15 protein-coding genes are annotated in these 12,771 nt (G+C 67.9%); 10 read left to right on the top strand and 5 right to left on the bottom strand.

The annotated features are described in order from the left end of the window. The first annotated feature begins 211 nt into the window (after positions 1 to 211). From ABDW31_RS22560 to ABDW31_RS22545, 4 genes are all read left to right on the top strand, one after another. The gene (locus ABDW31_RS22560; protein WP_184717407.1) at positions 212 to 487 is read left to right on the top strand and encodes a hypothetical protein; all 276 of its coding nucleotides are present in this window, start codon (positions 212 to 214) and stop codon (positions 485 to 487) included. Positions 488 to 590: 103 nt separating this feature from the next. Next, a complete protein-coding gene (locus ABDW31_RS22555) occupies positions 591 to 1,586 on the top strand; it encodes a methionine ABC transporter ATP-binding protein (RefSeq protein ID WP_184717409.1) in 996 nt (331 codons plus the stop codon). After that, on the top strand, positions 1,586 to 2,239 hold the full coding sequence (locus ABDW31_RS22550; RefSeq protein WP_184717411.1) for a methionine ABC transporter permease: 654 nt from the start codon (positions 1,586 to 1,588) through the stop codon (positions 2,237 to 2,239). Before ABDW31_RS22555 ends, ABDW31_RS22550 begins: the two co-directional genes overlap by 1 nt. Then, positions 2,236 to 2,583, top strand: coding sequence for a hypothetical protein (locus tag ABDW31_RS22545; protein WP_184717413.1), 348 nt, complete (start codon positions 2,236 to 2,238; stop codon positions 2,581 to 2,583). The genes ABDW31_RS22550 and ABDW31_RS22545 overlap by 4 nt, the downstream gene beginning before the upstream one ends. Here the strand turns inward: ABDW31_RS22545 and ABDW31_RS22540 are convergent. Then, positions 2,580 to 2,981 carry a helix-turn-helix domain-containing protein gene (locus ABDW31_RS22540; RefSeq protein WP_184717415.1) on the bottom strand — a complete coding sequence of 134 codons (402 nt, stop codon included), beginning with the start codon at positions 2,979 to 2,981 and terminating at the stop codon, positions 2,580 to 2,582. The genes ABDW31_RS22545 and ABDW31_RS22540 overlap by 4 nt on opposite strands. A 107-nt stretch (positions 2,982 to 3,088) precedes the next feature. Between ABDW31_RS22540 and ABDW31_RS22535 the strand changes: the two genes are divergently transcribed. The 5 genes from ABDW31_RS22535 (at position 3,089) to ABDW31_RS22515 (ending at position 9,444) form a co-directional block, all read left to right on the top strand. Beyond that, entirely contained in the window at positions 3,089 to 3,973 is an 885-nt protein-coding gene (locus ABDW31_RS22535; protein ID WP_184717417.1) for an NAD(P)H-binding protein, read from the top strand. Positions 3,974 to 4,052: 79 nt separating this feature from the next. Beyond that, positions 4,053 to 4,868, top strand: a complete 816-nt coding sequence (locus ABDW31_RS22530; RefSeq protein WP_184717419.1) for a MetQ/NlpA family ABC transporter substrate-binding protein — start codon at positions 4,053 to 4,055, stop codon at positions 4,866 to 4,868. Between the two features lie 59 nt (positions 4,869 to 4,927). Further along, positions 4,928 to 5,626, top strand: a complete 699-nt coding sequence (locus ABDW31_RS22525; protein ID WP_184717421.1) for a GntR family transcriptional regulator — start codon at positions 4,928 to 4,930, stop codon at positions 5,624 to 5,626. Positions 5,627 to 5,779: 153 nt separating this feature from the next. Then, entirely contained in the window at positions 5,780 to 8,161 is a 2,382-nt protein-coding gene (locus tag ABDW31_RS22520) for a TonB-dependent receptor (RefSeq protein ID WP_184717423.1), read from the top strand. Further along, positions 8,131 to 9,444 (top strand): MFS transporter, encoded by a 1,314-nt coding sequence (locus tag ABDW31_RS22515; RefSeq protein ID WP_184717425.1) that lies wholly within the window; start codon positions 8,131 to 8,133, stop codon positions 9,442 to 9,444. The genes ABDW31_RS22520 and ABDW31_RS22515 overlap by 31 nt, the downstream gene beginning before the upstream one ends. A gap of 55 nt (positions 9,445 to 9,499) precedes the next feature. Here the strand turns inward: ABDW31_RS22515 and ABDW31_RS22510 are convergent, their stop codons facing one another. Beyond that, positions 9,500 to 10,213: a TorF family putative porin gene (locus tag ABDW31_RS22510; protein WP_184717427.1), complete on the bottom strand. Its 714-nt coding sequence runs from the start codon at positions 10,211 to 10,213 to the stop codon at positions 9,500 to 9,502. A gap of 273 nt (positions 10,214 to 10,486) precedes the next feature. Beyond that, positions 10,487 to 11,281, bottom strand: coding sequence for an SDR family NAD(P)-dependent oxidoreductase (locus ABDW31_RS22505; protein ID WP_184717429.1), 795 nt, complete (start codon positions 11,279 to 11,281; stop codon positions 10,487 to 10,489). A gap of 87 nt (positions 11,282 to 11,368) precedes the next feature. Here ABDW31_RS22505 and queF point away from each other — a divergent pair, with 87 nt between their 5' ends. Next, the gene (queF, locus tag ABDW31_RS22500; RefSeq protein WP_172272006.1) at positions 11,369 to 11,824 is read left to right on the top strand and encodes a preQ(1) synthase; all 456 of its coding nucleotides are present in this window, start codon (positions 11,369 to 11,371) and stop codon (positions 11,822 to 11,824) included. Between the two features lie 2 nt (positions 11,825 to 11,826). Here the strand turns inward: queF and ABDW31_RS22495 are convergent, their stop codons facing one another. Further along, entirely contained in the window at positions 11,827 to 12,117 is a 291-nt protein-coding gene (locus ABDW31_RS22495; RefSeq protein WP_184717431.1) for a hypothetical protein, read from the bottom strand. A gap of 35 nt (positions 12,118 to 12,152) precedes the next feature. Further along, a complete protein-coding gene (locus ABDW31_RS22490; RefSeq protein WP_184717433.1) occupies positions 12,153 to 12,770 on the bottom strand; it encodes a nitroreductase in 618 nt (205 codons plus the stop codon). Position 12,771 lies beyond the last annotated feature (1 nt).

Raw genomic sequence — 12,771 nt, 5'->3', positions numbered from 1 at the left:
GTACGCGGGCGAAACTGGAGATGTAGCGAATATAGGTTGTGTTTGTTCCTTGGCGCCGTGTTGCCGTTATTTAGATAAAGCTTGGCTGGAAGCTTGAGTTTGGGCTTGGCGGTGCGTGTGGCGTATGTTGCGCGGAGATGGACATCTCGTAACTTGACCTTGAAGACCGGCGTTCGCTCTACTTCGGCCTCCACTTTCAAGGGAGGACGCCATGCGTCTCGCGTCGATCGTCGTGCTGTCGCTGGGTCTGTCCATGAGCGCCCTGGCCGCGGGGGCCCAGCCGGCCGCCACCCAGACCACGCCCGCGCCGGAAGGCGTCAAGGCGGCCAAGGTCAAGGACGGCGTGGTCTGCCGCCGGGAAACGCCGACCGGCAGCCACTTCCCGGTCAAGGTCTGCACCACCCGCGAAGAGCGTCGCGCCCAGAACGCCGCCGCCAACAAGGCCCAGGAATCGATGCAGGCCGCGACCCCGGTGATCCCGAACTAAGGACCGTCGTTCGCGCGAAAAATGCGCCTGGGCTCTTGATTCCCGCGTAGTCAGGCGACAATTCCGGCGACTTCTTTTCCGGACGCGCAAGGACCATCGCGACGTGATCGCCTTCGAGGCTGTTTCCAAGACCTACGCGACTGGCGGCCATGCCGCCCTGAGCGAGGTCTCGCTGTCGGTGAAGGCCGGCGAGGTGTTCGGCGTGATCGGCGCTTCGGGCGCGGGCAAATCGACCCTGATCCGGCTGATCAACGGCCTGGAGACGCCGACCGGCGGCCGGGTCGTGGTCGACGGCGACGACGTCGCCGCGCTCGGGGTGGAGGGCCTGCGCGCCCTGCGCCGCCGGGTGGGGATGATCTTCCAGCACTTCAACCTGCTGTCGGGCAAGACCGTCGCCCAGAACGTCGCCTTCCCGCTGAAGCTGGCTGGCCGTCCGGCCGCCGAGGTCAAGGCGCGCACGGCCGAGCTCTTGGAGCGCGTCGGTCTTTCCGCCCATGTCGGCAAGTTCCCCGCCCAGCTGTCGGGCGGCCAGAAGCAGCGGGTCGGCATCGCTCGGGCGCTCGCCACCAATCCCAAGATCCTGCTGTGCGACGAGGCCACCAGCGCGCTGGATCCTGAAACCACCGAGCAGATCCTGGAGCTGGTTTCGGGCCTGAACCGGGAGTTGGGCCTGACCATCGTGCTGATCACCCACGAGATGGACGTGGTCCGCCGCGTCTGCGACCGCGTCGCCGTGCTGGAAGGCGGGCGGCTGGTCGAGGAGGGCTCCGTCGAGGACGTCTTCCTGCACCCGGTCAGCGATACGGCGCGTCGGTTCGTGCAGGAGGCCGAGGGCGAGATCAGCGCGGCGCCCGGTGTCGGCGGCCGCCTGGTGCGCCTGACCTTCAAGGGCGAGGCGACCTACAAGCCGGTGCTGGGCGAGGTCGCCCGGACCACCGGCGTCGACTATTCGATCCTGGGCGGGCGTATCCATCGCCTGCGCGAGACGCCCTACGGTCAGCTGACCTTGGCCCTCACCGGCGGCGACGTCGCCGCGGCGATCGCCCAGTTCCAGGCCGCTGGCGTCCGGGTGGATGATCTGAGCGGGGAGGCTGCGTGATGGGCAATATCGATTGGGCCGAGATCGGCCAGGCGACGCTCGACACCCTGGCCATGCTGGGCGGCTCGATGGTGCTGACCGTGATCCTGGGCCTGCCGCTGGGCGTGATCCTGTTCCTGACCGGCAAGGGGCAGATGCTGCAGAACCGGCTGGCCAATGGCGCGCTGTCTCTGTTGGTCAACGTGCTACGCTCGGTGCCGTTCGTGATCCTGCTGATCGTGATGATCCCGCTGACCGTTGCGCTCGTGGGCACCTCGCTGGGCGTGGCCGGGGCCATCCCGCCGTTGGTGGTGGGCGCTGCGCCGTTCTTCGCCCGTCTGGTCGAGACCGCCCTGCGCGAGGTCGACAAGGGCGTTATCGAGGCCAGCTTCGCCATGGGCGCCAAGCGCCGGCAGGTGGTGTTGGGCGCGCTGCTGCCCGAGGCGCTGCCGGGCCTGGTCGCCGCCGCCACCGTCACCGCCGTGGCCCTGGTGTCCTACACCGCCATGGCCGGCGTGGTCGGCGCGGGCGGCCTGGGCGACTTGGCCATCCGCTTCGGCTATCAGCGTTTCCAGACCGACGTGATGATCGTGACCGTGGTGCTGCTGCTGGTGCTGGTTCAGGTGCTGCAGATGATCGGCGACGCGGTGGTGCGAAAGGTGTCCCACAAATGACCGACGATATCGACCAGGACGCCCACTGGGACGCCGCCTTCGCCAAGACCCTGCTGGGCAAGACCCTGCTGATGAACCTGACCTTCCTCGACGACGACGGCGAGATCAGCGAGCGCCAGCAGTTTTTCGGCGTGGTCATCGACGCCACCGAAGATGAGGGCATCGTGCTGGACCTGCTGGGCGAGCACGACGGCGACACCTACACCCTGCCGCCCCAAACCTCGGCCATCCAGGCCGCCGAGCCGGGCGTGACCAGCCTGGGCGGCGACAAGCCCGACTTCGTCGCCAACTGGATCATCCACGGCCTGCCCGACGTGCCCGAAGCGGCCAACGACGACGACTAAGCCGCCACCGCGCCGTCATAAGCCACACGCGCGGCCTTGATCGCGCCGTGGTTCTTCTCGGCCCAGACCACCATCGCCGCCAGGGGCTCAAGCAGGCCCTGGCCGAGCGGCGAGAGGCGGTACTCGACGCTGGGCGGATTGGTCGGGAAGACCTCGCGCTCGATCAGGCCGTCGCGCTGAAGGTCGCGCAGGGTCTGAGTCAGCATGCGCTGGCTGATGTCGGGCACGGCCCGGCGGATCTCGCTGAAGCGGTGCGGGCGCGAGGCCAGGACCATGATCAGCAGGGTGCTCCACTTGTCGCCCAGATGGTCGATGACGTCGCGCACCGGGCATTGGCCGCCGTCGACCGGCTGGCCCTTCCACTGGTTGAAGCTGTCGATCAGCGCCTGAACGGCCATGAGGTGGTTCCCAAAAGCATACCTGGTTCCGCCAAACTGCCGCCTTCACGACTGCCTGGCGGTTCCATAAATAGTCCTGGTCTCATTTCGAGACCAGGAATTTTCCCATGAGCTTTTCGTCTTCCAAGATCCTCGTGACCGGCGCCGGCGGCCAGCTGGGCCGCCGCGTGGTCGAGCTGCTGCTGGAAGCCGGCGCGACCGACGTCGTGGCTGCCTCGCGCGATCCGTCCAAGCTGGCCGACCTGGCCGCGCGCGGCGTCGACACCCGCCGCGCCGACTTCGACGACCCGGCCTCGCTGGCGTCGGCTTTCGCCGGCGTCGAGCGCCTGCTGCTGGTCAGTACCGACGCCCTGGCTCAGCCCGGTCAGCGCATCGCCCAGCACCGCGCCGCCGTGGACGCCGCTGTGGCCGCGGGCGTCAAGCACATCATCTACACCTCGGCCCCGACGCCCGTGCCGCAGGCCGCCGGCGGCGTGCTGGACGACCACTTCTGGAGCGAGCAGGCGATCATCGCCTCGGGTCTCGACTTCACCCTGCTGCGCCACAACCTCTATGCCGAGACCATCCTGATGGGCGCGGGCCACGCCATCGAAAGCGGCCAGCTGTTCAGCGCCACGCAGGGGCAGGGGCGCTCGTACGTCACCCGCGAGGACTGCGCCCAGGTCGACGCCGCCGCCCTGCTGACCGCGACGGGCAAGGAGATCCTGGACGTCAACGGCGCCGAGGCCGTCACCCAGGACCAGCTGGCCGCCCTGCTGGCACGCGTCTCGGGCCGTCCGGTGGCCCACATCGCCGTGACGCCCGACCAGCTGCGCGGCGGTCTGGAAGGGGCGGGCGTGCCGCCGTTCCTGGCCGGCCTGCTGGTCGACTTCGACGTCGCCGCCGCGCAGGGCCACCACGCCACCTTCGCCCCGACGGTGAAGGCGCTGAGCGGCCGTGAGCCGACCACGGTCGAGGCCTTCCTGGCGGCCAACAAGGCGGCTCTCGGCTAGGCGTCTGGGCGGGCGATCAGGAAAACTGGTTTCATCCGGGACGTTAAACGGGGCAAAAGCCTACTCGTTTGATCGCCTAATGGAGCCATTCATGGTCGCCCGCCGCGCTATTCTCGTTTCCGGCCTTGCCGCGCTGGCCCTCACGGCCTGCGGTCCCAAGGCCCCCGCGCCCAGCGCCGCCGACACCCTGACCGTGGCCGCGACCGCCATTCCGCACGCCGAGGTGCTGGAGTTCGTCAAGCCGAAGCTGGCCGCCGAAGGCCTGAAGCTGAAGATCAAGGTCTTCAACGACTACGTCCAGCCCAACACCCAGGTCGCTGAAAAGCGCATCGACGTGAACTACTTCCAGACCCTGCCCTACCTGCAGGACTTCAACCGCGAGAAGGGCACGGACCTGGTGACGATCACCGGCGTCCACGTCGAGCCGATCGGCGCCTATTCGACCAAGTGGAAGTCGATCGCCGAAGTGCCGAACGGCGCGACAGTGGCCATTCCCAACGACGCCAGCACCGAGGCCCGCGCCCTGATCCTGCTGGCCAAGAACGGCGTGATCGGCCTGAAGAACCCCAGCGATCTGTCGACGCTGAAGGACATCACCAGCAATCCGAAGAACCTGAAGTTCAAGGAGCTGGAAGCCCCGGCCCTGCCGCGCGTGCTCGCCCAAGTCGACCTGGCGGTGATCAACACCAACTACGCCCTGGACGCCAAGCTGAACCCTTCGAAGGACGCGCTGATCGCGGAGGACAAGACCAGCCCCTATGTGAACTATCTGGTCGGGCGTCCCGACAACAAGGACGACCCGCGCGTGAAGAAGCTGGCCGCGGCCCTGACCTCGCCCGAGGTGAAGGACTTCCTGGCCCAGAAGTACGCCGGCGCGGTGGTGCCGGCGTTCTAACTGGCCTCGTCTGAAATTTCACACTACCTAACGGCGGCCGTCAGTTCTCGGAGTTCGCCATGGCCTCGCCCCTGCTGAAGTCGCCCGCCAGTCGCCGGCTGGTGCTGGACGTGGCCAATTCCTCGGGCCTCGAGGACTGGGCGCCAGAGCTGCAGAAGACCAAGGTCTATGAGCAGATCCTGCTGGACCTGATCCTGGGCGAGCTGGCGGCCGGCTCGCGCCTGGACGAGCAGTCCCTGGCGGCTCGCTACGAAGCCGGCCTGGCGGGGGTGCGCGACGCCCTGGGGCGCCTCGCGCTGGAGGGCCTCGTTATCCGCCGCGCCCGCTCGGGCACCATGGTCGCACCGCTGGACCTGGTGGAGCTGCGCCAGGGCTATGACGCCCGGGTGCTGATCGAGCCGCACTGCGCCGCCCTGGCCGCCAAGGTCGCCTCCAAGGCTGAGGCCCAGGAGATGTACGACGTCTTCGTCGAGGGCGAGGAGGCGGCCCGCACCGCCGACCTGCCGGCCCTGGTGGCTATGGACCTGCGCTTCCACGCCCTGGTCGCGCGGGCTTCCGGCAATCTGACCCTGGCCCGCATCTTGATCCCCTTGCAGCACAAGGCCGCCCGCTTCTGGGTTTTCTCGTTCAACGGCGCCACCGAGCAGGAGCTGCTGGACGAGATCGAGGAGCACCGTCAGGTGGCCCGCGTCATCGCCAGCGGCGACGTCGAAGGCTCGCGCCAGGCGATGCTGAAGATCCTAGACGTTCAAGGCTAGCAAGCGCTGCGTCACCTGCGACATCTGCGCCACAGCTTCATTGCAATCTCTTCTGAAATGTCAGAAGACATTTTGACGAACGTCAAGGGATCACCAGATATCGCCTGACTTGACCGTCGGACCTCCCCGTCGGCGGCGAGCGAGGCCGAACTGATGTCCAAGACCCTGTTGCTGTCCGCCAGCCTGCTGGCGCTGTCCGCCGGCGCCGTCCATGCCGAGACCCAGCTGACCGACCAGGTCGATGCGGTGGTGATCGTGGCGCGCGACAAGGCGGGCCTGCTGGAGAAGCAACCCAGCCAAACGGTGTTCGGCATCGCCAAGCCGCTGATCGAGACGCCGCGTTCAGCCAGCCTGGTCAGTGACCTGACCCTGGAGCGCTACGGCGTCCTGACCCTGGACGGGGCGACCAAGGTCTCACCCGGCGCCCACACCGCCAGCTTCTATGGCGTGCCCGGCGCGCTCAACATCCGCGGCACCCTGGCCGAGAACTATTTCCGCGGCTTCAAGCGGGTGGAGAACCGCGGCACCTATTCGACCCCGATCGGCGGGGCGGCGCGGATCGAGATCCTGCGCGGGCCGCCGACCCCGGTCTATGGCGCGGGCAAGGTCGGGGGGCTGGTCAACTTCATCCCCAAGTCGGCCCGTGACGAAGGCCGCTTCCTAGCCGGGCCGGAAGGGGAGGTGACCGCCACCGTCGGCAGCTACAACAAGAAGCTGGTCACCGGCCAGTTCGGCGCGCCGGTCACGCTGGGCCGCGCGGAGGGCGGGGTCTATGTCTATGGCGAGGCCGAGGACAGCCACAGCTACTACAAGGGCATCTATCCGCGTCACCAGACGCTGGAGGCCTCGGCCGACTTCGATCTGGGCAACGGCTGGAGCACCGCCTTCGGCGGCATGGTCTTCCACTCGGACGGCGACGTGCAGACGCCCGGCTGGAACCGCCTGACCCAGGACCTGATCGACAACCGCACCTACATCACCGGTCGCGACACGACGCTTCGGGACGTCGACGGCAACGGCAAGATCACCCCCAACGAAGTCGGGGCCTATCCCTATGCCAGCGCCCTCTACCTGCCGTACTACGGCTTCCCCACGAGCGACGCGGTCCACACCCTGGACGTCGGCGTCGGCACGACCAAGCTGGACCGCCGCACGGTCTATATCAGCCCGGCCGACTTCTCGAAGACCAACACCCAGACCCTCTATTTCGATCTGACCAAGGATCTGGGCGAGGACCGCTCGCTGAAGCTGCAGCTGTTCCACGACCGCCAGGACAACAAGCGCTTCGTGTCCTACGGCTACCCCTCAGCGATTGACGCCGAGGTCAGCGAGATCCGCGTCACCTACGCCTTCCCGACCAACGTGGGGCTGGTCAGCGCCCGCACCCTGGCCGGCGGCGCCCATCGCTGGTTCGAGGGCCGTCGGCGCGAGAGCTACAACAGCGGCCTGATCGCCCTGGATCGCCGCGACATCAGCCACGGCGTCACCGCCACCGACACCATCGACAGCCCGTTCGACGACGATCCCGACGGCATGCAGTGGGAGAACGACAACCGCTCCAAGTGGAAGCAGACCGGCGTCTTCGTCACCACTGACGTCGAGGTCGGCCGCCTGAACCTGGTGCTGGGCGGCCGCTGGGACCACTACAGCGTCGAGAGCGAGGACGCCGGCATCCTCAGCTACGTCATCGCCGGCCGCCAATCTGACAGCCGCGACAAGGCCACCTGGAACGCCAGCCTGACCTACAAGCTGCCGATCGGCCTGATGCCCTATGTCAGCTACGCCAAGGCCGCGGCCCTGGAGATGAGCCAGGCCGGGGATCTGGCCCCCAACCTAGTCGCCGATGGTTCGTGGCTGTCGAGTTCAGACCTGACCGAAGCCGGGGTGAAGTTCCAGCTGCTGCGCGGGACCCTGATCGGCTCGCTGGCCGCCTATCGCCAGAACCGCACCCAGATCGCCGGCGCCATCGCGACCCCGACCGTCCAGGGTACGCGGGCCAAGGGCGTCGAGCTGGAAGTCCGCTGGCTGGCGTCCGAACGCCTGTCCTTCACTTTCGCCGGCAACAGCCAGCGCACGACGGTGAAGGGGCCGGACACGTCGTTCCAGTACATCCCGGCCTATGCCGCCGGCGTGCCAGGCGCTCAAGGCTATGGCGGGTCGTACGTGGTCTGGAGCTTCGCTACCCTGCCAGGCCGCTCGGGCGACTACGCCTACACCCTGACGCCGAAGTCGGTGATCAGCCTGTACGGCACCTACACCAGCAAGGCCCACGACTGGGGCCAGGCCGGCGCGACCCTGGGCGCCAGCCATGTCAGCCGCACGGCGGGCACGGTGCAGAACGCCGTCGAGTATCCTGCCTATTGGCTGGTCAACGCCTCGGCCTATGTGCAGCGCGGGCCGTACACCGTGTCGGTCAACATCGATAACCTGTTCAACCAGTTCTATTTCACCCCCGATGCGGATACCTACGCCAATCTCGGCGCCCTGCCGGGCAAGGGCCGCGAATGGCGGGCCACCCTGAAGCGGACCTTCTGATCGTGACCACCTCTAACGAAGACCGCTTCCGGCCCTGGATCCTGCTGGCCGCGTTCAGCCTGCTGCTGTTCCTGATCACCGCCTCGACCTACGGCTCGCTGGGCGTCGTCTTGCCGGCCATGATCGGCGAGCTGAACTGGAGCTTCGAGAAGGCGTTCCTGGGCTTCTCGGTGCTGGGCGTGTTCACCGGCGCCTCGTCATGGCTGCCGGCCATCCTGATCCGCAAGATCGGCGTGCGCGGGACCCTGATGCTGGGCGCGGCGGTGCTGGCCGGCGGCTTCCTGGGGCTGGCCAATTCCGAGAGCCTGCTCAGCTATTACGTCGGCGCGGCCGCATGCGGCGTCGGCTTCCAGATGGCGGCGCTGATCCCCGGCACCCACGTGCTGTCGTCGCTGTTTCGCAAGCGCGCCCTGCCATTCGGCGTCTATTTCACCTTCGGCTCGCTGGGCGGCGCGGCCGGCCCGTGGATGGCCCTGACCCTGATGGGGGCCAGCGGCGACGACTGGCGCCAGTACTGGATCGTCCAGGCCGCCCTGGCCGCGGTGGTCGGCCTGATCTGCGCCCTGATGGTCGGCGGCTCCAAGTGGCTGGCCCAGGCCGCTCACGAGGTTGATCTGGAGGTCGAGGAAGAGGCCCGCCAGGCGCCGGCCAACGCCAGCGTCTATCGCACCGCCCACGAGTGGACGGTCAAGCAGGCCCTGCGCACGCCGCAGTTCTACATCCTGGTCGCGGCCTATTTCAGCCACCTACTGGTGGGCGTCACCGTGGCCAGCGTCTCGGTCAGCCATCTGACCGAGCTGGGCGTCGCGGCCGGCGTGGCCTCGGTCGCCGCCGCGGCCCTGGCCGCCAAGATGCTGAGCCTGGAATCGCTAATGCAGACCCTGGCCCGCCTGGCCGGCGGCGCGCTGGGCGACCGCATCGACCCGCGCTGGCTGCTGGTCTTCGCGCAGGGGATGCTGGTGGCCGGCCTCTTGGCCCTGGCCCATGCGGCGACCCCGGCCCTGATGCTGGTCTACGCCATCGGCACCGGGATCGGCTTTGGCCTGACCGTGCTGGCCGTGACCGTGCTGCTGCTGAACTACTACGGCCGCCAGAGCAATCTGGAGCTCTTCTCGCTGACCTGCCTGGTCGGCGCAGTGTCGGCGGCGGGGCCGTTCGTGGCCGGCGCCATGCGCGACCGGCTGGGCAGCTTCTCGCCGACCTTCCAGCTGTTCGCGGCGGTGACGGCGGTGGTGTTCGTGGCTGTGCTGGCCATGCGTCCGCCGAAAGAACCTCAAGCATAGAAAAAGCCGCCCCGGGGGAGCCAGGGCGGCTTCGTCATTCGTCGGGTGTGACGCCCTAGAAGGTGGCCTTCAGGCTGGCGAACACGCGGCTGTCATAGATCTTGCCCCAGCTGTGGGCGTCGGTGTCGGCGTAGCGCAGATCGACGGCCAGCTTGTCGGTCAGGGCGTAGGTCGCGCCGACGTTCCAGGTCGCATAGGTGCCGATCTTCTCGTACTTCTGCGAGCCGACCGCGCCGCTCAGGGTCAGCTTGTCGGCCAGCGGGATCGCGGCGTTCAGCTCGTAATAGGTCGCGTAGCCCGAATTGCCCGAATATTCCGGCGAGTAGTAGAAGGCCGCGCCGATGGTGGCCTTGCCGACCGGATGGGCCGCGGCGGCCTTCAGTTCCATGTAGCTGTTGGCGCCCGGCGCGCCGTTCTTGTCCTTGACGTAGCCGTAGTACAGCACGCCGAAGTCGAACGAGGTGTCGCCCACGGTCGGCTTGAAGCCGCCATAGAGGTCGATTTCCGCGTCTGGATTGGTCCCGCCGAAATCGACGTTCGAGGCCCAGGTGCCGACGTAGAACTGGCCGTACGACACGTCGATGCCGCCCTGCAGGGCCGGATCGTTCTGGGTCTGGCTCACGCCGCGGAAGACGTAGTCACTGAAGATGCCGACATTGTACGAAACGCTCACTTCCTGGGCCGAAGCGGCCCCGGCCCCGACCCCAACCGAGGCGATGGCGGCGATAGCGGCGGTGGCGGCGGCCAGCGCGATCTTCATGGCTTTCATTGGTTTATCCCCTTTTCTGCGTCGTCTCCCAGGTTGACCCCGGGTTTCGACTTGCGCCTGCAAGCGCATTTGCGTCCCGAGGTCGATTAGCTGAGCGCTGGTATGCGTAAGCAATCGGAGCGCTCGAAGCGCCAGCAAGAAGGGCGCCCGGCGCCTAAAAAACGAGCGCGGTGTGAAGCATTTGCTACAGAATGGCCGCGCACGGGGAACAGGCCACGGAAAACTGAATCTCGCTTGTCGTGTGGCGCAGCCGCTTCGCTCGCGCCGGCGGGATCAGCGCATCGAGAGGCTGGCGCCGCCCAGGTGAAGGCCCGCATCGACCAACAGCGTCTCGCCAGTGATGTGGCGCGAAGCCGGCGAGGCCAGGAAAACGGCCGAGCCGGCGATGTCCTCGGCGGTCGAGGCGACCTTCAGCGGCGTGGCCGCCGCCGCGCCGGCGCGCAGGCGCTCCAGCGACTCATCGGGCATGTCCTTGAACCACGGCGTGTCGATGAAACCCGGGCAGACGGCGTTGACGCGGATGCGCGGACCGAGAGCCCGGGCCAGCGACAGGGTCATGGTCGTCATCGCGCCCTTGGAGGCGGCATACGGCACCGACGAGCCGTTGCCGACCACGCCCGCGATCGAGGCGGTGTTGACCACGGCCCCCGGCGACGGTGCGGCCTCCAGCAGGGCGCGTGCGGCGCGGACCATCTGGAAGGCCCCGACCACATTGACCGAATAGAGCTTCAGAAAGTCCTCGGCGTTCACCGCGTCGAGATCGGCGTGGTTGGGGGCGAACTTGGTCATGCCGGCATTGTTGAACAGGGCGTCGATGCGGCCCGTCGGCGCGGCGGCGGCGGCGATCTTCCTGCAGTCCTCGTCGCTCGCGACATCGCCCTGCACCAGTACGGCCTTGGACCCTTCGGCCTCGACCAGGCGGGCGGTCTCGGCGGCCTCGTCGGCGCTGCGGGCGTAGTTGACGACGACCAGGCCCGCGCCGCGCTTGGCGACCTCCACCGCGATCGCGCGGCCAAGACCCGTGGAAGCGCCCGTGATCACCACCGTGAAACCGTCGAAGTCCCGCATCACCGTCTCTCCCAAACAGTTGTTTGCGACGTTGTAGCGGCGCGCGGGCGGCTTGTCTCCGGGGGCGGGGAGGCCTAAATCGCGGCGATGACCGATCTCAACGTCACCCAGCTGGGCCGCGTCGTCGACGCCCCCGAAAACCCCGAGGCCGCCGTTCTCGAGCGCGTGCCCAACCCGCAGCACGACGTGCTGTACCTGGCCCGCTTCGTCGCGCCGGAATTCACCTCGCTGTGCCCGGTCACCGGCCAGCCGGACTTTGCCCACCTCGTCATCGACTACGCCCCGGGCGAGTGGCTGATCGAGAGCAAGTCGCTGAAGCTCTATCTGACCAGCTTCCGCAACCACGGCTCGTTCCACGAAGACTGCACGGTCAAGGTCGCGCGCAAGATCGTCGAGATCGCCCAGCCCCGCTGGCTGCGCATCGGCGGCTATTGGTATCCGCGCGGCGGCATTCCGATCGACGTATTCTGGCAGACCGGCCCGGCCCCGGAAGGCCTGTGGGTCCCCGACCAGGGCGTGGCCCCGTACCGCGGCCGCGGCTGACCCTAGGACTTGGCTAGCCGGCGACGGTTGGCCCGCACTTTCTTGCGAAGATGAGCCAGCGAGCCCGAGGCGATGGCCGGGCCGCTGGCGCCCAGCTGGCCGGTCATGGCCAGCATCGGCAGGGTCATGGCCGCCGTGACCTTCTCGCCGACCATCAGCTGGGCCTCGGCTTGCGCGGCTGCGCCGCCGGCCGCCAGCTTCATCATGCGCAGGCCGATGACCGACGAGGCTTCAAAGCCCAACGCCCAGCTGTCGAGCGCCAGCGAAGTCCAGGGATCCTTGCGTCGCGCCATCTTGGCCTCCTCTGCGAAGATCGAACGCTCCAGCCTTACGCCGGGGTCCACACGCTGGTGATCGCCGCCACGTCGGGACGCGGACGCTCCTGCGGGGCCTCGCTCGCCGTACCCAGATAGAGATAGCCAGCGACCTTCTCGCCCGGGATGACGCCCAGGATTTCCAGGGCGCGCGGGTCGTAGCTGTACCAGTCGGTGATCCAGTTGGCGCCCCAGCCCAGAGCCGACGCCGCCAGCAGCATCTGGTGACAGACTGCGGCGGCGCTCTGGCGCTGTTCCCATTCGGGAATCTCGCCGTCCAGGTGACGCGAGATCACGGCCACGCACACCGGCGGCCGGGTCAGCTTGCGCAGGGCGGCGTTGGCCTTGGTCGGATTGGCCTGGCTGTCGGCCAGGGTGCTGATCCGTTGTGCGAAGACGTCCTTGGCCTCGCCCTTCAGGATCACGAACCGCCAGGGGGCCAGCTTGCCGTGGTCGGGCACGCGGGCGGCCAGGCGCAGGATGTCGGCCAGCAGGGCGTCGTCCGGGCCAGGCGCCGTCAGGGTCATGGCGCTGGCCGAGCGGCGCTTGGCCAGGAAGGCGATGACTTGCGGCGAGGCCTCGATCGGCAGCGTTTCGCCAAATTCGGGGGCGGGGGGGACGGAACCGGTCAAG

The organism is Caulobacter sp., from assembly GCF_039596335.1.
Taxonomy (GTDB): domain Bacteria; phylum Pseudomonadota; class Alphaproteobacteria; order Caulobacterales; family Caulobacteraceae; genus Caulobacter.
This window is presented reverse-complemented; position numbering and strand designations above follow the sequence as displayed.

Bases quoted from the DNA above. Each gene is read 5' to 3' on its own strand.
- ABDW31_RS22525 (WP_184717421.1), top strand. From the start codon at position 4,928: ATGGCCTCGCCCCTGCTGAAGTCGCCCGCCAGTCGCCGGCTGGTGCTG.
- ABDW31_RS22535 (WP_184717417.1), top strand. From the start codon at position 3,089: ATGAGCTTTTCGTCTTCCAAGATCCTCGTGACCGGCGCCGGCGGCCAG.
- ABDW31_RS22530 (WP_184717419.1), top strand. From the start codon at position 4,053: ATGGAGCCATTCATGGTCGCCCGCCGCGCTATTCTCGTTTCCGGCCTT.
- ABDW31_RS22510 (WP_184717427.1), bottom strand. From the start codon at position 10,213: ATGAAAGCCATGAAGATCGCGCTGGCCGCCGCCACCGCCGCTATCGCC.
- ABDW31_RS22505 (WP_184717429.1), bottom strand. From the start codon at position 11,281: ATGCGGGACTTCGACGGTTTCACGGTGGTGATCACGGGCGCTTCCACG.
- ABDW31_RS22515 (WP_184717425.1), top strand. From the start codon at position 8,131: ATGGCGGGCCACCCTGAAGCGGACCTTCTGATCGTGACCACCTCTAAC.
- ABDW31_RS22540 (WP_184717415.1), bottom strand. From the start codon at position 2,981: ATGGCCGTTCAGGCGCTGATCGACAGCTTCAACCAGTGGAAGGGCCAG.
- ABDW31_RS22550 (WP_184717411.1), top strand. From the start codon at position 1,586: ATGGGCAATATCGATTGGGCCGAGATCGGCCAGGCGACGCTCGACACC.
- ABDW31_RS22520 (WP_184717423.1), top strand. From the start codon at position 5,780: ATGTCCAAGACCCTGTTGCTGTCCGCCAGCCTGCTGGCGCTGTCCGCC.
- ABDW31_RS22560 (WP_184717407.1), top strand. From the start codon at position 212: ATGCGTCTCGCGTCGATCGTCGTGCTGTCGCTGGGTCTGTCCATGAGC.
- ABDW31_RS22495 (WP_184717431.1), bottom strand. From the start codon at position 12,117: ATGGCGCGACGCAAGGATCCCTGGACTTCGCTGGCGCTCGACAGCTGG.
- queF (WP_172272006.1), top strand. From the start codon at position 11,369: ATGACCGATCTCAACGTCACCCAGCTGGGCCGCGTCGTCGACGCCCCC.
- ABDW31_RS22545 (WP_184717413.1), top strand. From the start codon at position 2,236: ATGACCGACGATATCGACCAGGACGCCCACTGGGACGCCGCCTTCGCC.